This window comes from Enterobacter sp. N5-15, assembly GCF_057221635.1.
The window spans coordinates 2,904,062-2,924,386 of record NZ_CM170150.1 but is presented as its reverse complement, the minus strand read 5'-3'; the positions used below and the strand labels follow the sequence as shown (position 1 = coordinate 2,924,386).

17 protein-coding genes are annotated in these 20,325 nt (G+C 58.0%); 16 read left to right on the top strand and 1 reads right to left on the bottom strand.

The window, feature by feature from the left end; genetic code table 11:
* Positions 1 to 58 precede the first annotated feature (58 nt).
* Positions 59 to 1,318: a dicarboxylate/amino acid:cation symporter gene (locus AC2TE5_RS13900; protein ID WP_023312261.1), complete on the bottom strand. Its 1,260-nt coding sequence runs from the start codon at positions 1,316 to 1,318 to the stop codon at positions 59 to 61.
* A gap of 429 nt (positions 1,319 to 1,747) precedes the next feature.
* Here AC2TE5_RS13900 and AC2TE5_RS13895 point away from each other — a divergent pair, with 429 nt between their 5' ends.
* The 16 genes from AC2TE5_RS13895 to bglB all read left to right on the top strand — a co-directional run bounded on the left by AC2TE5_RS13895 (position 1,748) and on the right by bglB (position 20,114).
* Positions 1,748 to 2,320 (top strand): Csu type fimbrial protein, encoded by a 573-nt coding sequence (locus AC2TE5_RS13895; RefSeq protein ID WP_121424229.1) that lies wholly within the window; start codon positions 1,748 to 1,750, stop codon positions 2,318 to 2,320.
* A 12-nt stretch (positions 2,321 to 2,332) separates the two neighbouring features.
* A complete protein-coding gene (locus AC2TE5_RS13890; protein ID WP_213327883.1) occupies positions 2,333 to 2,881 on the top strand; it encodes a Csu type fimbrial protein in 549 nt (182 codons plus the stop codon).
* Between the two features lie 16 nt (positions 2,882 to 2,897).
* Positions 2,898 to 3,653, top strand: coding sequence for a fimbrial biogenesis chaperone (locus tag AC2TE5_RS13885; RefSeq protein WP_213327882.1), 756 nt, complete (start codon positions 2,898 to 2,900; stop codon positions 3,651 to 3,653).
* A complete protein-coding gene (locus AC2TE5_RS13880) occupies positions 3,629 to 6,013 on the top strand; it encodes a fimbria/pilus outer membrane usher protein (RefSeq protein WP_484611835.1) in 2,385 nt (794 codons plus the stop codon). The genes AC2TE5_RS13885 and AC2TE5_RS13880 overlap by 25 nt, the downstream gene beginning before the upstream one ends.
* Positions 6,010 to 6,972: a Csu type fimbrial protein gene (locus tag AC2TE5_RS13875; RefSeq protein ID WP_484611834.1), complete on the top strand. Its 963-nt coding sequence runs from the start codon at positions 6,010 to 6,012 to the stop codon at positions 6,970 to 6,972. Before AC2TE5_RS13880 ends, AC2TE5_RS13875 begins: the two co-directional genes overlap by 4 nt.
* 84 nt (positions 6,973 to 7,056) lie before the next feature.
* The gene (gene tar, locus AC2TE5_RS13870) at positions 7,057 to 8,724 is read left to right on the top strand and encodes a methyl-accepting chemotaxis protein II (RefSeq protein ID WP_484611833.1); all 1,668 of its coding nucleotides are present in this window, start codon (positions 7,057 to 7,059) and stop codon (positions 8,722 to 8,724) included.
* Positions 8,725 to 8,768: 44 nt separating this feature from the next.
* Positions 8,769 to 10,370 carry a methyl-accepting chemotaxis protein IV gene (gene tap, locus AC2TE5_RS13865; protein ID WP_484611832.1) on the top strand — a complete coding sequence of 534 codons (1,602 nt, stop codon included), beginning with the start codon at positions 8,769 to 8,771 and terminating at the stop codon, positions 10,368 to 10,370.
* Between the two features lie 19 nt (positions 10,371 to 10,389).
* Positions 10,390 to 11,256 (top strand): protein-glutamate O-methyltransferase CheR, encoded by an 867-nt coding sequence (cheR, locus tag AC2TE5_RS13860; protein ID WP_023312253.1) that lies wholly within the window; start codon positions 10,390 to 10,392, stop codon positions 11,254 to 11,256.
* Positions 11,253 to 12,302, top strand: coding sequence for a protein-glutamate methylesterase/protein-glutamine glutaminase (locus AC2TE5_RS13855; protein WP_063143692.1), 1,050 nt, complete (start codon positions 11,253 to 11,255; stop codon positions 12,300 to 12,302). The genes cheR and AC2TE5_RS13855 overlap by 4 nt, the downstream gene beginning before the upstream one ends.
* A 17-nt stretch (positions 12,303 to 12,319) precedes the next feature.
* A complete protein-coding gene (gene cheY / locus AC2TE5_RS13850) occupies positions 12,320 to 12,709 on the top strand; it encodes a chemotaxis response regulator CheY (protein ID WP_008500431.1) in 390 nt (129 codons plus the stop codon).
* A gap of 10 nt (positions 12,710 to 12,719) precedes the next feature.
* Positions 12,720 to 13,364 carry a protein phosphatase CheZ gene (gene cheZ, locus AC2TE5_RS13845; protein WP_023312251.1) on the top strand — a complete coding sequence of 215 codons (645 nt, stop codon included), beginning with the start codon at positions 12,720 to 12,722 and terminating at the stop codon, positions 13,362 to 13,364.
* 148 nt (positions 13,365 to 13,512) lie between these two features.
* Positions 13,513 to 14,661, top strand: coding sequence for a flagellar biosynthesis protein FlhB (flhB, locus tag AC2TE5_RS13840; RefSeq protein WP_213327878.1), 1,149 nt, complete (start codon positions 13,513 to 13,515; stop codon positions 14,659 to 14,661).
* Positions 14,654 to 16,732: a flagellar biosynthesis protein FlhA gene (gene flhA / locus AC2TE5_RS13835; protein WP_024909680.1), complete on the top strand. Its 2,079-nt coding sequence runs from the start codon at positions 14,654 to 14,656 to the stop codon at positions 16,730 to 16,732. The genes flhB and flhA overlap by 8 nt, the downstream gene beginning before the upstream one ends.
* Positions 16,732 to 17,124, top strand: coding sequence for a flagellar protein FlhE (gene flhE / locus AC2TE5_RS13830; RefSeq protein WP_213327877.1), 393 nt, complete (start codon positions 16,732 to 16,734; stop codon positions 17,122 to 17,124). Before flhA ends, flhE begins: the two co-directional genes overlap by 1 nt.
* Positions 17,125 to 17,386: 262 nt before the next feature.
* Complete coding sequence (locus tag AC2TE5_RS13825) at positions 17,387 to 18,970, top strand: MFS transporter (protein ID WP_213327876.1); 1,584 nt, start codon at positions 17,387 to 17,389, stop codon at positions 18,968 to 18,970.
* 4 nt (positions 18,971 to 18,974) lie between these two features.
* Positions 18,975 to 20,114: a beta-galactosidase BglB gene (gene bglB, locus AC2TE5_RS13820; protein WP_484611831.1), complete on the top strand. Its 1,140-nt coding sequence runs from the start codon at positions 18,975 to 18,977 to the stop codon at positions 20,112 to 20,114.
* Positions 20,115 to 20,325: the final 211 nt, after the last annotated feature.

The window sequence follows — 20,325 nt, the reverse complement described above, 5'->3', positions numbered from 1 at the left end:
TCTCCCACAGGGAGAGGGCTGGGGTGAGGGCAGCAGGCCTCACCCTTTTTTCATGCCTTTACGCTTCCTGCTTGACCAGCTCAGCTTCCGCTTCCCGCGCACCTTCATTCTGCGACAGCATCGCGGTCGCAATACCATTCCCCAGAACGTTAATTGCGGAACGTCCCATATCCAGGAAGTGGTCGATCCCCATCAGCAGCAGAATACCCGCCACCGGAATGTTAAAGCTTGGGATCGTCGCTGCCAGCACCACCAGGGATGAACGCGGTACGCCCGCAATCCCTTTTGAGGCCAGCATCAGGGTCAGCATCAGCACCGTCACTTCCGAGAAGCTCAGGTGAATGTTGTACGCCTGAGCGATAAACATTGAGGCGAAAGAGCAGTACACCATCGAACCCACCAGGTTGAAGGAGTAGCCGATCGGCAGAACGAAAGAGGCGATGTTGCGCGAGCAGCCAAAACGCTCCAGCTGCTCCAGCGTTTTGGGATAGGCGGCTTCAGAGCTGCTGGTGGTAAACGCCACCAGGACCGGATCTTTCAGCATGCTGACCAGGCGAAACACCTCTTTTTTCAGCACCATATAGCCCACGGCCAGCAGCACCATGCAGGTGAGAAGAATGGCAACATAGTAGCCGCCAATAAAGGAGGCGTAATTAAGCAGAATGCCCAGACCCTGCGTGGCAATGACGGAGGAGATCGCCGCAAAAATAGCCAGCGGAGCAACGTACATCACGTAACCCGTTACCTTCAGCATGATATGGGAAACCACATCCAGCGCGGCCACCAGCGGCGCGTTGAATTTCTGGCCCAGCGACGCGCCGCCGATGCCGAAGAACATCGAGAACACCACAATCTGCAGGATCTCATTGTTCGACATCGCCCCCGCGATGCTGGTCGGAATGGTGTGTGACAGGAACGCTTTCAGCGTCATGCCGCCAACGGCCAGACCGGTATCCACCGCTTCGGTTGGAACCGTCAGGTTCAGACCGCTTCCCGGATGCTCCAGCGTGACGATAAACAGGCCGACCAGAATAGAGAGCACGGATGAGCTGATAAACCACACCATCGCTTTGCCGCCAACGCGGCCAATGGTGGAGGTTTCGCCCAGCTTCATAATGCCGACGGTGAGCGTGCTGAAGACCAAGGGTGCAATGACCATTTTGATCAGACGGAGGAAAATGTCGGTCAGAAGGGTAATATTATCCGACCAGGCGGTGATGGCATCCGCAGATGCATATTCATGAATTGCTGCCCCTGAAAGAATACCCGCCAGCATGAATATCACGATGAAGAGTGTGAGTTTGTTTGCACTTGCCACGAAAAAAGACCCTCTATGCGCTTCAGATGTAGCCCGCATCGATACATATAAATTTTTTATTACGATGCGGGAAATTATTCGGCACATAAATTGACGCAAAGTGTAGGGGGATACAACTCCTTTTTAAGTTTTATTAATTTTGTTGTTATTGCCTTGACGATATATTGTGATCTGCGTCACACATTAGTGGATATATTCTCTCTGGAAAAAATAAAATAGCGGATTAAATGTATTTAACCCTCTGTTATTAATATGAAAATTAAGTCAATAAGACATATGGCTTATGCGTGGAGGGGCGGGTGGTCGAAGCGATATCCGTAAACTAAATTCACATTAACCCCCTCAGAGGAACCTTAAGCGGGGCTAACATCTTGAACGACAAAAATAAAATGTGGCAAGGGAACGGAGACGTCTTCTGGAGGGTGGTAAATGAAAAGAAAACTTCTTTTGATCTGCGCAGGCACCTTACTGACTGCAACAACGGCCCATCAAGCGCTGGCCGTCACCAGCAGCGGCACCATTGGGGCGACGCTGACGCTGACAAACGGCTGTCTGATAAACGGATCGCCCGCGCAAAGCGGCATTAACTTCGGTACGCTCGATTTCGGTACCCATCCGGCAACCTTTTCCACGCTTACGACGCAGCTGAGCGGTGCCAGCGGCGGAAACACCTTCACCATTCAATGTACGACCGCAAGCTATACGGTCGCGATCACCGGTAATACCCACTCTACCGCGCCCGGCTCCGTTGTCGGTTCGCCGGGTACACCTGAACGCTATCTGGTTAATACGGCCAACGCGGCACAGGGCGTGGCTTACAGCCTGTACAGCGACAGCGGGTTTAACACCGTCATTGCCAATAACGCCGCGTTGCCGATCGCCTCTACGACCGGAGGCGTGGATAGTTACACCCTCTACGGGCGTATTACCGGCGGTGGTAACAGCGTGACGGTCGTCCCGGGAACCTACACCGACACGATTAACGTCAGCGTCACCTACTAGTCCCGAACCGCCATGAAGGCAACTCTTACAGGTCTGCGCAAACGCGCAGAGGGACGCGTGCAGCCTTTTTTCGCGCTGATCGTCGGATTGCTCATGATGCCCACGGCGGACGCGGTGACTTCACAGTCCTTTAAGGTCAGCGCGACGATTGTACCGGGATGCGCGGTGGCCACCGGTAGCGGAGGGCTTCTCGGTACGCTGGATTTTGGCAGCCATAACGGCGTCGAAAGCGCGCCGGTCAGCACCAGCTTTGTGCCAAACGGGGCGTTGTCTATCGCCTGTACGCCGGGCGTGGCGCTGAGCATGAGCATTAATGGCGGTCAAAATTATTCATCCGTTCGTCGGATGAAGCGGTCCGGTGGAGCAGAACTGGTGCCGTACCGGCTCTACAGCAGCAGCTCGCTGGCTGCGAACAGCGAAATTGGCGTTAACCAGGCGATACCGGTGACCTATACCAACAGCAATAACATCGCGCTGCCGCTTTTTGGCGTGGCGCTACTGACCGGCTTTAGCCCGGCGGGAACCTATTCCGATCAGCTCACCGTGACCTTGTCATGGTAATAAAGGGAGAGTGTTGATGAAGCCATTTTTCAGACCCGTTTGTCTGGCGGGCGCGTTGGGAATGGCGGTTGCCGGCCAGGCGCAGGCGGCAGCCACCATCCTGCTGTGGCCGATCGATCCGTGGCTCGCTGCGGACGCCAACGCCACGGAGCTGTGGATCCAGAACCAGGGAAACAGCGCCACGACGATGCAGGTCCGCATCGTGCGCTGGAAGCAGGAGGAAGGACACGAGCGTTATACCGCGCAGCAGGACGTGGTCGCCAGCCCGCCGATCGTCACGATTGGCACGGGCAGCAAGCAGCTTATTCGCCTTATCAAACAGGCTTCAGTTCCCGCAGGCGTCGAACAGGCCTACCGCATTATCGTCGATGAAATCCCCCAGCCGGATGCCAAAGCCGAACCCACCATCGGCCTCAAACTGCAGATGCGTTACTCCATCCCTCTGTTCGTGTATGGACAGGGGATCCCGACCATAAAAGAGGGCGCGCACCACGCGCTGGCGGAGACTCAAAACCTGAGCTGGCGGGTGACGCAGGCGGGGGGACAGCCTGCGCTGGAGGTCCGAAACCGGGGGGATGTCCATGTCAGGCTCAGCCAGGTCGCGCTTGAGCAGGGAGGGCAGAAACGCACGGTTGCGGAGGGATTACTGGGTTACGTCCTTCCGGGCAGCACCCGCAGCTGGCCGGTACCCGCTGGCGTTCGTCAGCCAGAGCGGATGAGCGCGCAGATTAATGCCAGGGACGCACAATGGCAGTCGACGCCCGTCAACTGAAGCCGGCGATGATGATACTGCTATGCGTCAGCTCCGCGACCCTGGCCGAGCCCGGTGACGACAGTTTACCGCCGCCTCCCCAGGCGCAGGCGATCAATGATGAAGCGGTTTTCCAGCTTTCTCTCGTGGTCAACCACTACGATACCGGCCTGGTGGTGCCCGTGACGCAGCGTAAAGGCGCGTTCTATATCTCGAGCGCCGATTTGCTGCGCGCGGGGCTGCCCCCGGCGCATGTTCCCGCCGGAGAGGTGAATCTTTCCTCGCTTGCCCAGGTTCGGGCGGAGTACGACAGCGCCGCGCAGCGCCTGCTGCTGACCGTTCCCCGCGACTGGGTGACGGCCCGGGTAACCCCTTTCAGCGCGCAAACGGCGCAGGCCAAACCGCACTACGGGCGCGGGGCGCTGCTGAATTACGATCTCTACACCAACCACACGGAACATATCGGCGGTCAGGCGTCGCTCTGGCACGAGTTCCGCTACTTCAACGAGAACGGCTCCTTTTCCTCCACCGGCTACGCGCGGGAAAATTTCAGCGGTAACGACGGCCAGCAGGAAGGGTATGTTCGCTATGACACGACCCTGCTGTTCACTAACGAAGATGACGCGATGAGCTGGAGCGTCGGGGATGTGATCAGCGATGCCCTGAGCTGGAGCTCCAGCGTGCGAATGGGTGGGGTAAGCGTCGGGCGGGATTTCTCCCTGCGTCCTGACCTGGTGACATGGCCGCTGCCCGAGTTCGCGGGGGAAGCCGCGGTTCCCACCTCGGTCGATCTCTTTATCAACGGCTATCGCTCCGGCTCAACCCAGCTTCAGCCGGGCCCCTTCACCCTGACTAATCTGCCCTATATCAACGGCGCCGGGGATGCGGTGCTGGTCACGACGGATGCGCTGGGGCGCCAGGTAAGCACTACGCTACCGTTTTACGTCACCAGCGACCTGCTTAAACAAGGGCTGAGCGACGGCGCCGTGACGCTGGGCGGCCTGCGGCGTAACTACGGTATCAAGAATTTTGACTACGGCTCCGCGGCAGGCAGCGGCTCGTATCGCTACGGGATGACGGACTGGCTAACGCTGGAGGGCCACGCGGAAGGGGCGCAGGAGCTGGCGCTGGGCGGCGCGGGGACGGTGATAAAACTCGGCCAGCTTGGCGTGGTGAATACCTCTTACTCGCAAAGCCGCATGCGCGGGGATGCTGGCGGGCAGATCAACTGGGGCTACCAGTACAGCACCAGCGCGTTTAGCGTCGCCACCCAGCACACGCGTCGCGACCGCGGCTTTGGCAACCTCGCCCTCTACGACCAGCCGACGGTGTATGACGAAAACGATAAACCCATCGCCAGCTTCAGCCGTAATACGGACCAGTATTCGCTGACCTTCAATCTGGGACAGTACGGCAACGTTGGTGCGGCCTGGATCGGCGTGGAGAGTTTTGACAGCCAAAAAACCGAGCTGCTCAATCTCTCCTGGAGCCGCAATCTGTGGGGGGCGAGCAGTATTTACCTGGCCGGCAGCCGGGATCGGCAGCGGGGAGACTGGACGGTCGCGCTGTCGCTGCAGGTGCCGCTGGGGGCGCGCGACAGCGCTGCCGTCACCGTTGAAAACACCCCGGATGCAGGCAGTACCCAGCGCATCAACTATAACCACTCCATGCCTTCTGACGGCGGGTTCAGCTGGAACATGGCCTGGGCCAACCAGTCAAGATCCAGTGATTATCAGCAGGGGACGTTGGGGTGGCGCAATAACAACATAGAGCTGCAGGGCGGCGGCTATGGCGAAAGGGACACCATGACCTGGTGGGGCGAGGCGATGGGTTCCGTTGTGCTGATGGACGGCGAGCTTTTTGCGGCGAATAAGATCAACGATGCGTTTGTGGTCATCAGTACCGACGGCCACCCGGACGTGCCCGTCAGCTATGAGAACCAGCCCGTCGGTAAAACTAATAACAACGGCTACCTGCTGGTGAGCGGGGTGTCGGCGTATTACCCGGCAAGCTACCGGATTGATACCCTGAACCTGCCGGCGGATACCCGTCTGAAAGAGACCGAGCGGCGAATCGCTATCCGCCGTCACAGCGGCTATCTGGTCGATTTCCCGATGGAGCAGGAGCGGGTGGCAAGCGTCATTCTGCATGATGCACACGGTCAGGCGTTGCCGGTGGGAAGCCAGGTCCGACGCGTCTCGCGCAGCAATGCGGTGGTGGGGTATGACGGCATCGCCTGGCTGGAAAATCTCAGCGATGTGAACCCGCTTGAGGTGATTACACCTGACGGAAAACGCTGCAAGGCTACCCTGACCGTGCGGGCCAATCCGGAGCACAAGCTGCAAACCTACGGTCCGCTGGTATGTCGGGAGGGGCCATGACGCGCCTGCTGCTGTTGATGCTGCTGCTTTTCTCCGGCGGCGGCTGGGCGGCGTGTACCGTCAGTACGGTTAATGCGTCGTTTGGCAGCGTCACCTCGTTCGCGCTCAGCGGAACCGGGGAGGTGGAAACCACCGGCAGGCTGGTGGTGGCGTGTGATACCGTGCTCAACGTCCTGACCAACGATTCGGTGACCCTGAGCTACACCGCGGCATCAGTGTCGGGCAACAGTCGCGCGACCATGAAACGTACGGATAATGCGGCCATTACGGACGTGATCCCCACCCGGCTGTGCGGATTATCGGCTTGTGCGAGCAGCAGCGAGGTACAGATAAGTAAAACGTATACCTGGAGCGGGAATACGCTGCTGGGGCTGCTGGGAACAAAGCAGTACAACATTCCGCTCTATTTACGCACCGTCGCCGGACAAAACGTCACTGCCGGTCCCTATCAGGTGCAGTTGACCTTCAGCATCAGCTACAGCGTCTGTGCCTTAGGTGTGGGAAGCCTTTGTACGAACCCCCAGACGGGAACCTCGACAACCACCATTCTGTTGGATATGACCGTTACCAACGACTGCAGCGCCATGACCACGCCAGATGTGAACTTCAACAGCGCGCCGCTGGTACAAAGTTTCCCCACCGTCTCGCAGGCGATTGCCGTCACCTGCACCAAAGGAAGTTCGTATACCATCGGCATTAATAACGGTGCCAACGCGCTGAACAACGTGCGGCGGATGGTGAGCGGCAGCAACACCATGAGCTACGACATCTATAAGGAAGCCACCACTAACCGCTGGGGCGGCAGCGGCAGCGAGCGCTGGTCCAGCGCGGTATCGTCACAGGTCAGTACTGACGGCTTACTGCGCACCTACAACTACACCGCGAAAGTCCTGACCAATCAGGCCACACCGTCCGCCGGAACCTATACCGATACGCTGATTGTCGACGTGGCGTTTTAACCCCGCGCTTTTCCCTTTCTCAAATGTAAAGTTCCTGTGGGCAGTGCCGATAACACCGTTAATAAATCTATGAGAAGGTGTTGTATGTTGAACCGTATCCGCGTTGTCACAATGCTCATGATGGTGCTGGTCATTTTCGCACTTCTTCAGCTTATTTCCGGCGGGCTTTTTTTCTCGTCATTAAAACAGAACCAGGACAGCTTCGCGGCCTCGAACGATCTCCGCTTGCAGCAGAGTGAGCTCACGTCGACGTGGGATCTGATGCTGCAAACGCGTATCAACCTGAGCCGCTCGTCCGCGCGCATGATGATGGATCCCAACAATCAGCAGAGCAGCGCGAAAACCGATCTGTTGAAAAATGCCCGTGCCACCCTCGCTGACGCCGCAAAACACTACGACGCCTTCAAGAAGATCGCCCCGCAGCCTGCTATGGAGCAGGTGAGCCAGAACATCGATGAAAAATACAATGCCTACCATACCGGTCTGACGGAGCTGATTCAGTTCCTGGAGAGCGGCAACATGGACGCCTATTTCGCGCAGCCTACGCAAGGGATGCAAAACGCACTCGGCGCGGCGCTGGGGGAATACGCGAAGACCAGCGGCGATCTCTATCACTCGGCCTTTACCGCAAGCCAGAATGACTACCGCTTTGCGAAATGGCAGATGGCCGTGCTGGCGCTGGCGCTGGTCATTGTGCTGGTGGCGGTCTGGTACGGCATTCGCCATATCCTGCTGAACCCTCTCGGCCGCGTCATTGCCCACATTCGTGAAATTGCCGGCGGGGACCTGACCAAAACGCTGACCGTTTCCGGGCGCAATGAGATCACCGAGCTGGCAAACAGCGTTGACCATATGCAGCGTTCGTTAATCGAAACCGTCGCCAACGTGCGCAACGGGTCGGAGGCTATCTATACCGGCACCAGCGAAATTGCGATGGGGAATAACGATCTCTCATCCCGTACCGAGCAGCAGGCGTCCGCCCTGGAAGAGACGGCCGCCAGCATGGAGCAGCTCACCGCGACCGTGAAGCAGAACGCCGATAACGCCCGCCAGGCGTCGCAGCTGGCAGAAAGCGCCTCCGAGACGGCGCAGCGCGGCGGTCGCGTGGTGGATGGCGTGGTGAAAACCATGCACGAAATCGCCGACAGCTCGAAGAAAATCGCCGACATCATCAGCGTCATCGACGGCATTGCCTTCCAGACCAACATTCTGGCGCTGAACGCCGCCGTGGAAGCGGCGCGTGCGGGCGAACAGGGACGCGGGTTTGCCGTGGTGGCCGGGGAAGTGCGTAACCTGGCCAGCCGCAGCGCCAACGCGGCAAAAGAGATCAAGTCGCTGATTGAAGATTCCGTCTCCCGCGTGGATACCGGCTCCGTGCTGGTGGAAAGCGCCGGGGAGACCATGAATGACATCGTGAATGCCGTCACCCGCGTGACGGACATCATGGGTGAAATCGCCTCTGCGTCTGATGAGCAGAGTCGTGGTATCGACCAGGTTGCCCTGGCGGTATCGGAAATGGATCGCGTGACACAGCAAAACGCCGCGCTGGTGCAGGAGTCCGCTGCGGCGGCCGCTGCCCTGGAAGACCAGGCGAGCCGTCTGAAGATGGCCGTCTCGGCGTTTCGTCTCGCTTCACTCGCTGGAAACACGGTCACCCCGCAGGCGACGTATCGCGCGCCAGCCGCTGAATCGGCTGTAAACCGTACGCGCACCGCGACGACCGGACAAGATGAAAACTGGGAAACATTTTGACTGACAATTAAACCGCGGCTGCTTGCCGCTTGATGGGAGCGTGGATGTTAAATCGTATTCGTATCTCGACCACACTGTTTTTGATTCTGATCCTTTGCGGTGTGTTGCAGGTTGGCAGTAACGGGTTGTCTTTTTGGGCGTTTCGCGATGGCTATCAGAATTTGCAGGAAGTTGAGGCGAGTAATCAGCAGCGCTCCGCACTGGCACAAACGCGTGCCGTGCTGTTGCAGGCAAGCACTGCGCTGAACAAGGCGGGAACCTTATCCGCGCTGAGTTATCCGCCGGATGACATTAAAGCGCTGATGGCGGCCGCGCGCGACAGCCTGAAGCAGGCTGACGCACAGTTTAAAGCCTTTACGGCGCAGGCCGCCGACAGCGAGAAAGAGAAAGCGCTGAAGGCCGCCATGAAGACGAACTTTGAACAGTGGTACAGCGATCTCGACCACCAGGCAACGTGGCTTGAGAACAACCAGCTTTCGGACTTTATGACCGCACCGGTTCAGGCGTCTCAGGCGGCGTTTGACGGCAGCTTTAACGCGTGGCAGCAGGATATTAACCAGTCTGTTCAGCGTGCCGGTGAACAGAGCCGTAGCAGCTATCACATGTCGGGCGTCATCTTTGCCGTGGTGGTGATCCTGGCAGGGCTGCTGACCGGCGGGGCACTGCTCTGGTCGCGCAGAATGATTGTGCAGCCGCTGGCAATCATCAGCAGCCACTTCGACAGCATTGCGAAAGGGGACCTGGCGCGTCCGGTAGCGGTGTTCGGCAAAAACGAAATTTCGGCGATCTTTGCCAGCCTGAAGGCGATGCAGAGTTCGCTGCGGGAAACGGTGAGCGACGTGCGGCAGGGCAGCTATGCCATGCACACCGGGATCTCCGAGATTGCGGCGGGTAACAACGATCTATCGTCCCGCACCGAGCAGCAGGCGGCCTCGCTGGCGCAGACGGCGGCCAGCATGGAGCAGCTGACCGCGACGGTAGGCCAGAACGCCGATAACGCGCGCCAGGCGTCCGACCTGTCAAAACAGGCGGCGATGACGGCGAAGAAAGGCGGCGACCAGGCCTCCCATGTCGCCAGCACCATGCAGGAGATTGCCACCAGTTCGCAGAAAATTGGTGACATCATCAGCGTGATTGACGGTATCGCGTTCCAGACCAACATTCTGGCGCTGAATGCCGCCGTTGAAGCGGCGCGTGCCGGTGAGCAAGGGCGCGGATTTGCGGTGGTGGCGGGGGAAGTGCGTAACCTGGCGAGCCGCAGCGCCAACGCGGCGAAAGAGATTAAGGTGCTGATCGAAGAGTCGGTCTCGCGCGTTCAGCAGGGCTCAACCCTTGTGGATACGGCGGCGAAAACCATGCACGAGATCGTCACCTCCGTGACGCGGGTGAACGACATCATGGGCGAGATTGCCTCGGCGTCGGACGAACAGCGTCGCGGCATTGAGCAGGTTGCCCAGGCCGTCAGCCAGATGGATCAGGTGACGCAACAGAACGCCTCGTTAGTTGAGGAAGCGGCAGCGGCAACCGATCAGCTGGCCGGCCAGGCCGATCGTCTGACCGGACTGGTCGCGGTGTTTAATGTGAAAGAGCACGTTGAAGCAGTAACAGAAGTCGGGCGGTCGCAGGCCGTGCCAGTTGTATCCTGAATGTAATTAAGAAGGCGCTATGACATCACCAATGCCCCCTGGGCAAACGTCATTACTGTTGCAGATGACACAGCGCCTCGCGCTGTCCGACGCGCATTTTCGTCGGATATGTCAGTTAATCTACCAGCGTGCGGGGATCGTGCTTGCGGATCATAAGCGGGACATGGTCTACAACCGTCTGGTGCGGCGCTTGCGCACGCTGGGGCTGGATGATTTTGGCCGCTATCTGAGCATGCTCGAGGCGAACCAGAACAGCGCAGAGTGGCAGGCTTTTATTAACTCGTTAACCACCAACCTGACGGCGTTTTTCCGTGAAGCTCACCACTTCCCGGTCCTGGCCGAGCACGCCCGCCGTCGCACCGGGGAGTATCGCGTATGGAGTGCGGCCGCCTCGACGGGTGAAGAGCCGTACTCGCTGGCGATCACCCTTGCTGACACCCTGGGCATGACGCCCGGGCGCTGGAAAGTCTACGCCAGCGATATCGATACCGAGGTGCTGGAGAAGGCGCGTAACGGCGTTTATCGCCAGGATGAACTGAAAACGCTGTCGCCGCAGCAGCTGCAGCGTTATTTCATGCGCGGGACGGGCCCGCATGAAGGTCTGGTACGCGTACGTCAGGAGCTGGCGAACTGCGTCGAATTCGCGCCCGTAAACCTGCTGGATAAGCAGTACAACGTGCCGGGGCCGTTCGACGCCATTTTTTGCCGTAACGTCATGATCTATTTTGATAAAACGACGCAACAGGACATTCTGCGTCGGTTTGTTCCGTTGCTCAAGCCTGACGGTTTACTGTTTGCCGGGCACTCGGAAAACTTCAGCAACCTCGCGCGTGAGTTTAGCCTGCGTGGGCAAACGGTATATGCGCTGAGTAAGGAAAAAGCATGAGTAAAATCAGGGTGTTGTCTGTCGATGATTCAGCGCTGATGCGTCAGATCATGACTGAAATTATCAATAGCCACAGCGACATGGAGATGGTGGCCACTGCGCCCGATCCTCTGGTAGCGCGGGATTTAATTAAAAAATATAACCCCGACGTGCTAACGCTGGATGTCGAGATGCCGCGCATGGATGGCATCGATTTCCTCGAAAAATTAATGCGGCTTCGGCCCATGCCGGTGGTAATGGTCTCCTCCCTGACCGGCAAAGGGTCGGAAATTACCCTGCGCGCGCTGGAGCTGGGTGCGGTGGATTTTGTCACCAAACCGCAGCTCGGCATTCGCGAAGGGATGCTGGCCTACAGCGAAATGATTGCAGAGAAGATCCGCACCGCGTCGCGTGCGAAGCTTGCCGCCCACACGCCGATGGCCGCGCCTGTGACCCTGAAGGCCGGTCCCTTACTCAGCTCGGAAAAACTGCTGGTGATTGGGGCGTCAACCGGAGGAACAGAGGCAATTCGCCATGTACTCCAGCCATTGCCGCTTTCAAGTCCGGGTATTCTGATCACTCAGCATATGCCGCCAGGCTTTACCCGTTCGTTCGCCGAACGCCTGAACAAGCTGTGCCAGATCAGCGTGAAAGAGGCGGAAGACGGCGAGCGCGTGCTCCCGGGACATGCCTATATCGCCCCGGGCGACAAGCATATGGAGCTGTCGCGCAGCGGCGCTAACTATCAAATCAAAATTCATGACGGACCGCCGGTTAACCGGCACCGTCCGTCGGTGGATGTGCTGTTTCATTCGGTGGCGAAACATGCGGGGCGCAACGCCGTTGGGGTGATCCTGACGGGGATGGGCAACGACGGTGCCGCCGGAATGCTTGCAATGCACCAGGCTGGCGCCTGGACGATTGCGCAGAATGAAGCAAGTTGTGTGGTGTTCGGCATGCCGCGCGAGGCCATCAATATGGGTGGCGTGAGCGAAGTGGTCGATCTTAGCCAGGTAAGCCAGCAGATGCTGGCGAAAATCAGTGCCGGACAGGCAATACGTATTTGACTCAGGAGTATTATTTTATGGCGGATAAAGAGCTTAAGTTTTTGGTTGTGGATGACTTTTCCACCATGCGTCGCATCGTGCGCAACCTGCTGAAAGAGCTGGGCTTCAACAACGTTGAAGAAGCAGAAGACGGCGTTGATGCGCTGAACAAGCTGCAGGCTGGCGGGTTTGGTTTTGTTATCTCCGACTGGAACATGCCTAACATGGACGGTCTGGAACTGCTGAAAACCATTCGTGCCGATGCGGGAATGGCGTCTATGCCGGTTCTGATGGTCACTGCAGAAGCGAAAAAAGAGAACATCATTGCCGCTGCACAGGCGGGCGCAAGCGGCTATGTGGTGAAGCCATTCACCGCGGCAACCCTGGAAGAGAAGCTCGGTAAGATCTTCGAGAAACTCGGCATGTGAGGTGATGGAAATGTTGCAACCTGCTATGAAACCCGTTGAAGAACACTCGCCGAGCGATATCATCGTCCGCATCGGCAGCCTGACGCGCATGCTGCGTGACAGCCTGCGCGAGCTGGGTCTGGATCAGGCGATTGCCGAAGCGGCGGAAGCCATTCCTGATGCCCGCGATCGTCTGGACTACGTTGTGCAGATGACCGCTCAGGCTGCTGAGCGTGCGCTGAACAGCGTTGAAGCGTCACAGCCGCACCAGGATGCGATGGAAAAGGGAGCGAAAGCGCTGAGCAAACGCTGGGACGAGTGGTTTGAGAACCCTATCGAGCTGGCGGATGCCCGCGAGCTGGTGACGGATACCCGTCAGTACCTGGGTGACGTGCCGGGCCACACCAGCTTCACCAACGCCCAGCTGCTGGACATCATGATGGCGCAGGATTTCCAGGACCTGACCGGTCAGGTGATCAAGCGCATGATGGATGTTATCCAGGAGATTGAGCGTCAGCTGCTGATGGTTCTGCTGGAGAACATTCCGGAACCGGCAGCCCGTCCAAAACGCGAGAACGAAAGCCTGCTCAATGGTCCTCAGCTCGACGCCAGCAAAGCGGGCGTCGTGGCAAGCCAGGATCAGGTCGACGACCTGCTGGACAGCCTCGGCTTCTGATTGCCAATTCCGCCTCAGGAGGTTTACGCCGCCTGAGGCGGTTTGCGACAAAATCACCGAAAAGAGCCCGAATAAACGGGCTTTTCCCGCCATTGGATTTCCGCTGCGCTGGCATGATACCCGTGACGTAATGGGCTGAGCATGCACTGTGGCAGAAGAGAACGACGACAAAACGGAAGCCCCCACACCCCACCGACTAGAAAAAGCGCGTGAGGAAGGGCAGATCCCCCGATCCCGAGAATTGACCTCCCTGCTGATCCTGATCGTAGGCGTGTGCATTATCTGGTGGGGCGGGGAGTCGCTTGCCCGCAAGCTGGCGGGAATGTTGTCCACCGGCTTACGCTTTGACCACAGCATGGTCAACGATCCGAATCTGATCCTCAGCCAGATTATTCAGCTTATTAAAGGGGCCATGGTCGCGCTGTTGCCCCTGATTACCGGGGTTGTGCTGGTCGCGCTGGTCTCTCCGGTGATGCTCGGCGGTCTGGTTTTTAGTGCCAAATCGCTGCAACCGAAATTTTCCAAACTGAACCCGCTGCCGGGCATTGCGAAAATGTTCTCTGCGCAGACCGGGGCTGAGCTGCTCAAAGCCGTGCTCAAATCGGTGCTGATGGGCAGTTCCGCGGGGTTTTACCTCTGGTACCACTGGCCGGAAATGATGCGTCTTATCAGCGAATCGCCGCTCACCGCGATGAGCAACGCGCTGAATCTGGTCGGGCTCTGCGCGCTGCTGGTGGTGCTGAGCATTATCCCGATGGTGGGTTTTGACGTGATCTTCCAGCTTTATACCCACTTCAAAAAACTGCGCATGTCACGGCAGGATATTCGTGACGAATATAAGCAGATGGAAGGTGACCCGCACGTGAAAGGGCGCATCCGCCAGATGCAGCGTGCCGTCGCCCGTCGCCGCATGATGGAAGATGTGCCGAAGGCCGACGTCATTGTTACCAACCCGACGCACTATTCCGTTGCGCTGCGCTACGACGAAAACAAAATGAGCGCGCCGAAGGTCGTCGCGAAAGGGGCTGGACTAATCGCACTGCGCATCCGGGAAATTGGCACAGAACACCGCGTGCCGATCCTCGAAGCCCCTCCGCTGGCGCGTGCCCTGTACCGCCATGCGGATATTGGACAACAGATCCCGGGACAACTCTACGCCGCCGTGGCGGAAGTGCTGGCCTGGGTATGGCAGTTGAAGCGCTGGCGTCTGGCCGGCGGTCAACGGCCTGTGAAACCTGAGAACCTTCCGGTGCCTGCCGCGCTGGATTTTATGAACGAGAAGGACACTGATGGCTAATCTGGTGGCAATGTTGCGCCTGCCCGGCAACCTGAAATCGACCCAATGGCAGATCCTTGCCGGGCCGATTCTGATCCTGCTAATTCTGTCGATGATGGTACTGCCGCTCCCGGCGTTCATCCTCGATCTGCTTTTCACTTTCAATATTGCGCTGTCCATTATGGTGCTGCTGGTGGCGATGTTCACCCAGCGTACCCTGGAGTTCGCCGCGTTCCCGACCATTCTGCTGTTTACCACCTTGCTACGACTGGCGCTGAACGTCGCGTCCACGCGTATCATCCTGATGGAAGGTCACACCGGTGCGGCAGCGGCAGGTAAAGTGGTGGAGGCGTTCGGCCACTTCCTGGTGGGCGGCAATTTCGCTATCGGCATCGTGGTGTTCGTTATCCTCGTTATCATCAACTTTATGGTTATCACCAAAGGTGCAGGGCGTATTGCGGAAGTGGGCGCGCGTTTTGTGCTGGACGGGATGCCGGGCAAGCAGATGGCGATCGACGCCGACCTGAACGCCGGTCTTATCGCCGAAGATGAAGCCAAAAAGCGCCGTTCGGAAGTGACGCAGGAAGCGGACTTCTACGGCTCCATGGACGGTGCGAGTAAGTTTGTGCGCGGTGACGCCATCGCGGGCATTCTGATCATGGTGATTAACGTGGTCGGCGGCCTGCTGGTGGGGGTATTGCAGCACGGGATGGACATGGGCCACGCGGCGGAGAGCTATACGCTGCTGACCATTGGTGACGGTCTGGTCGCGCAGATCCCGGCGCTGGTTATCTCCACGGCGGCGGGTGTGATTGTGACCCGCGTGAGTACCGATCAGGACGTTGGCGAGCAGATGGTTGGCCAGCTCTTCAGTAACCCGCGCGTGATGCTGCTGGCCGCTGCCGTTCTGGGTTTGCTCGGTCTGGTGCCGGGTATGCCAAACCTGGTGTTCCTGCTGTTTACGGCGGGCCTGCTGGGGCTAGCCTGGTGGATGCGCGGTCGTGAAACCAAACCGGCAGCGGAACCTGTTCCGGTAAAAATGCCGGAGAATACCCAGGCCGTCGAAGCGACCTGGAACGACGTTCAGCTGGAAGATTCCCTGGGCATGGAAGTGGGCTATCGCCTGATTCCGATGGTCGATTTCCAGCAGGATGGCGAGCTGCTTGGCCGTATCCGCAGCATCCGTAAAAAATTCGCGCAGGATATGGGCTTCCTGCCGCCGGTTGTTCACATCCGCGACAATATGGACCTGCCGCCCGCGCGCTATCGCATCCTGATGAAAGGTGTCGAAATTGGCAGCGGTGATGCCTATCCGGGCCGCTGGCTGGCGATTAACCCCGGCACCGCCGCAGGCACGCTGCCGGGCGAGCAAACCATCGATCCGGCCTTTGGCCTGGCCGCTATCTGGATTGAAAGTGCCCTGAAAGAGCAGGCGCAGATCCAGGGATATACGGTTGTTGAAGCCAGTACCGTGGTGGCGACCCACCTTAACCACCTGATTGGGCAATTCTCGGCGGAGCTGTTTGGCCGTCAGGAAGCGCAGCAGCTGCTGGACCGCGTCACGCAGGAGATGCCGAAGCTGACGGAAGATCTGGTCCCGGGCGTGGTGACGCTGACAACGCTGCACAAGGTGCTGCAAAACCTGCTCGAAGAAAAGGTGCCGATCCGCGATATGCGCACCATTCTGGAAACGCTGGCAGAGCATGCGCCAATCCAGAGCGATCCGCACGAGCTGACGGCTGTGGTGCGCGTGGCGCTGGGCCGCGCGATCACCCAGCAGTGGTTCCCGGGAACCGGAGAAGTGCAGGTTATTGGCCTCGATACACCGCTTGAACGTCTGCTGCTGCAGGCCCTGCAGGGCGGGGGCGGCCTGGAGCCGGGGCTGGCGGACCGTCTGCTGGCGCAAACGCAGGAGGCGCTGGCGCGTCAGGAAATGCTGGGCGCGCCGCCGGTGCTGCTGGTGAACCATGCGCTGCGTCCGCTGCTGTCGCGCTTCCTGCGTCGTAGCCTGAATCAGCTGGTCGTGCTGTCGAATCTGGAGCTGTCGGATAACCGTCATATCCGCATGACCGCGACGATTGGAGGAAAATAATGCGTAAATGGCTTTGGATTTTGCTCTTCCCGCTGGCGGCACAGGCTGGCGGGGAGGGGACCTGGCAGGCGAGCAGCATGGGGGTGACCCTCAGCAACCGGGGCGTCGCCATGTCCTCTAACCCGCTGTCGCCTTCTGACGGGGTTTCCGGTCAGATGGGCCTTGTGGTCTGGAACTACCGGCTGATTGGCCCAACCCCGGCCGGACTGCGGGTGCGCCTCTGTTCTCAGACGCGCTGCACGGAAATCGACGGCGAAAACGGCACGACACAGGCGTTCAACGGCGTACCGGCCATTGAACCTCTGCGTTTCATCTGGGAAGTGCCGGGCGGTGGACGCTTAATCCCGGCCCTGAAAGTACAGAGTAATTCTGTCATCGTGAACTACCGCTAACACCCTCTCTTTTCACCAGCCATCAGGCAATTCTGATGGCTGGCTCTCAAAATTGCCCTCGCCTTTTGAATAAATAGAAACGCTGTTTTATAAATCAGTGACGCGCGTGACGATACTCTTTGCATTTTTGCCATTCACCCGCCTGGTGATGGCAGAAACAGAAAGGTATCAACAGGCCGATGCATTTACTGTAGCCGTATAAAAGCTCCCGGATGAAGCTTGCTTGCAGGGAGTCTCCCAAAACTGATTAGGGTTGACGGCAATGAAAACACGTAAAATTGGACTCGCAAATTATCTTGCTTACGGGTCAGGCGATTTCCTCGGGGCGGGTACTACCGCCCTGACGGCGGCCTGGCTTTTATATTTCTATACCACCTTCTGCGGGCTCTCACCGATCGAAGCCACGTTCATCTTTGCCGCGGCAAGGGTGCTGGATGCCGTGGTTAGCCCGTTAATGGGCTTTTTAACCGATAACTTTGGTACGACCTGGCTCGGTAAGCGCTTCGGCCGTCGTAAATTCTTTATCCTGCTGGGGATTCCGTGCGTGTTCAGCTACTCGCTGATGTGGGTAGGGGACATGAGCTTCTGGTACTACCTGCTGACCTATCTGGTGTTTGATATTGTCTACACCATGATTCTGGTGCCGTACGAAACGCTGGTGCCGGAAATGACCGACGACTTTAAGCAGAAAACCAAGTTCTCCGGGGCGCGTATCTCTATGGCGCAGATGTCCGCCATTCTGGCCTCCTTCCTGCCGGGGATCCTGTTGACCCACTTCGGGAAAGACAACGCGGTTTCCTTCTTCTACGCAAGCCTGGTCTTCTCCGTGCTCTGCGCGCTGATGCTGACCTTCGTCTGGTTCTTCACCTGGGAACGCCCGCGCGAAGAGTGGTCTGAAGCGGCGCTGCGTGCTGAAGAAGAGAAGAAGAAACTGACGCTGGGGCAGAGCCTCAACCGCCTGTTCGTCGAGCTAAGCTCCACGCTGCGCATCAAGATTTTCCGTCAGCATCTGGGCATGTACCTCGGCGGCTATATCGCGCAGGACGTGTTTAATGCGGTATTCACCTACTACGTGGTGTTCGTGCTGATGCAGGAAGCGTCAATGGCGTCCAATCTGCTGGGCACGATGGCCATCTTCCAGTTCCTTGCGGTTATCGCCATGATCCCGCTGTGTATCCGCTTCGGGCCGGCACCGTCCTACCGCATGGTGGTGGTGCTGTTTGGTCTGGCATCAATTTCCTACGCCGTGCTCTATTACGCGGGTCTGAGCGACGTTTACTCTCTGCTGTTGCTGATCTCTGCGGTGGCCGGGCTGGGTCGCGGCGGTATCAACTACGTGCCGTGGAATACCTACACCTACATTGCTGACGTGGATGAAGTGATCACCGGCCAGCGCCGCGAAGGGATCTTCGCGGGCATCATGACCCTGACCCGTAAGGCGTCACAGGCCGGTGCGGTGATGCTGGTGGGCATTGTGATGCAGATGTCCGGTTTTGTCAGCGGTCAGAAAGTGCAGCCTGCGGAAGTGAGCCACACCATTTTGATGATCCTGAGCGTGGGCACCATCCTGGTGCTGTTCTGCGGCTTCCTCGTTTCCCTGCGCTTCAAGCTCAATTTGCAGACCCACAGCACGCTGCGCGAGGAGACCGCGAAAATGCGTGAGTGTGGTCATGCGATGCCTGAGTCAGCGACGCCACACGCCCGCGCCACCGTCGAGATGCTGGCCGGTATGCCTTATGAGTCACTGTGGGGCAATAACAACATCGGTTATCTGAATCGCAACAAGCCAGCGGCGCCTTCGCTGAAGGATCGCGCGGTACTGAATTCGACATACAACAGAGGTTAAGATAATGAAAGTTTGGCCTGTCAAACATAGCCCGTTACTGCGTCAGCCAGAGCGCTTTATCGCCCGGGACGAGCTGAAATCGCTGATTCAAAAAGTGACGCATAGCCTGGTCAATATCCACGACAAAACGGGTGAATTTTTGCTGCGGCTGGACGACGGGCGCGTGATCGACACCAAAGGCTGGGCCGGATGGGAGTGGACGCACGGCGTCGGCCTGTACGGTATCTGGCAGTATTACTGCCAGACCGGCGACGAAGGTATGCGAGACATCATCGACAGCTGGTTTGCCGACCGCTTTGCGGAAGGCGCGACCACCAAAAACGTGAATACCATGTCGCCGTTCCTGACGCTGGCCTATCGATACGAAGAGACCAAAAATCAGGCCTGGCTGCCGTGGCTGGAAAGTTGGGCGGAATGGGCGATGGCCGAGATGCCGCGCACTGAACACGGCGGGATGCAGCACATCACCCTGGCGGAAGAGAACCACCAGCAGATGTGGGATGACACGCTGATGATGACGGTGCTGCCGCTGGCGAAAATCGGCAAGCTGCTCAACAAACCGGAATACGTTGAAGAGGCGGTTTATCAGTTCCTGCTGCACGTGCAGAACTTGATGGACCGGGAGACCGGGCTGTGGTTCCACGGCTGGAGCTACGACGGTAATCACAACTTCGCCAATGCCCGCTGGGCGCGCGGCAACAGCTGGCTCACCATCGTCATCCCGGACTTCCTCGAGCTGGTGGATCTGCCGGAAAACAACGCCGTGCGTCGCTACCTGGTGCAGGTATTGAATGCGCAGATTGCCGCGCTGGCGAAATGTCAGGACGACAGCGGGCTGTGGCACACGCTGCTTGACGATCCACATTCGTATCTTGAGGCGTCCGCCACGGCAGGGTTTGCCTACGGCATTCTGAAAGCTGTGCGCAAGCGCTACGTTGGCGCGGAGTATGCCGAAGTGGCAGAAAAAGCCATTCGCGGTATCGTCAAGAATATCTCGCCGGAAGGCGAGCTGTTGCAAACCTCGTTCGGTACGGGGATGGGGAGCAATCTTGAGTTTTATCGCCAGATCCCGCTGACGTCGATGCCGTATGGGCAGGCGATGGCGATTCTCTGTTTGACGGAATATTTGCGAAAATACTTCTAATTAATATTGGCTGGAAAAAATCGCGTTCGATAATATCGGCGCGGTTTTTGTTTTAAAAAATATGAAAAATAAATAATTATCAATTATGTTAGTGCTTTATTTATTCAAGGTATTAATATTTTAGTAATAATATAAAATGTGACTGGGAGCGCAAAGTAAACTCTCATTAAGGCGTATTTTTAAATTGTGTTAGCGAATGCGCTAATACATA

What these genes read in the sequence shown, in the direction of transcription:
- AC2TE5_RS13895 (WP_121424229.1), top strand. Translation starts at nt 1,748, where the DNA reads ATGAAAAGAAAACTTCTTTTGATCTGCGCAGGCACCTTACTGACTGCA.
- AC2TE5_RS13890 (WP_213327883.1), top strand. Translation starts at nt 2,333, where the DNA reads ATGAAGGCAACTCTTACAGGTCTGCGCAAACGCGCAGAGGGACGCGTG.
- AC2TE5_RS13885 (WP_213327882.1), top strand. Translation starts at nt 2,898, where the DNA reads ATGAAGCCATTTTTCAGACCCGTTTGTCTGGCGGGCGCGTTGGGAATG.
- AC2TE5_RS13880 (WP_484611835.1), top strand. Translation starts at nt 3,629, where the DNA reads ATGGCAGTCGACGCCCGTCAACTGAAGCCGGCGATGATGATACTGCTA.
- AC2TE5_RS13875 (WP_484611834.1), top strand. Translation starts at nt 6,010, where the DNA reads ATGACGCGCCTGCTGCTGTTGATGCTGCTGCTTTTCTCCGGCGGCGGC.
- tar (WP_484611833.1), top strand. Translation starts at nt 7,057, where the DNA reads ATGTTGAACCGTATCCGCGTTGTCACAATGCTCATGATGGTGCTGGTC.
- tap (WP_484611832.1), top strand. Translation starts at nt 8,769, where the DNA reads ATGTTAAATCGTATTCGTATCTCGACCACACTGTTTTTGATTCTGATC.
- cheR (WP_023312253.1), top strand. Translation starts at nt 10,390, where the DNA reads ATGACATCACCAATGCCCCCTGGGCAAACGTCATTACTGTTGCAGATG.
- AC2TE5_RS13855 (WP_063143692.1), top strand. Translation starts at nt 11,253, where the DNA reads ATGAGTAAAATCAGGGTGTTGTCTGTCGATGATTCAGCGCTGATGCGT.
- cheY (WP_008500431.1), top strand. Translation starts at nt 12,320, where the DNA reads ATGGCGGATAAAGAGCTTAAGTTTTTGGTTGTGGATGACTTTTCCACC.
- cheZ (WP_023312251.1), top strand. Translation starts at nt 12,720, where the DNA reads ATGTTGCAACCTGCTATGAAACCCGTTGAAGAACACTCGCCGAGCGAT.
- flhA (WP_024909680.1), top strand. Translation starts at nt 14,654, where the DNA reads ATGGCTAATCTGGTGGCAATGTTGCGCCTGCCCGGCAACCTGAAATCG.
- flhE (WP_213327877.1), top strand. Translation starts at nt 16,732, where the DNA reads ATGCGTAAATGGCTTTGGATTTTGCTCTTCCCGCTGGCGGCACAGGCT.
- AC2TE5_RS13825 (WP_213327876.1), top strand. Translation starts at nt 17,387, where the DNA reads ATGAAAACACGTAAAATTGGACTCGCAAATTATCTTGCTTACGGGTCA.
- bglB (WP_484611831.1), top strand. Translation starts at nt 18,975, where the DNA reads ATGAAAGTTTGGCCTGTCAAACATAGCCCGTTACTGCGTCAGCCAGAG.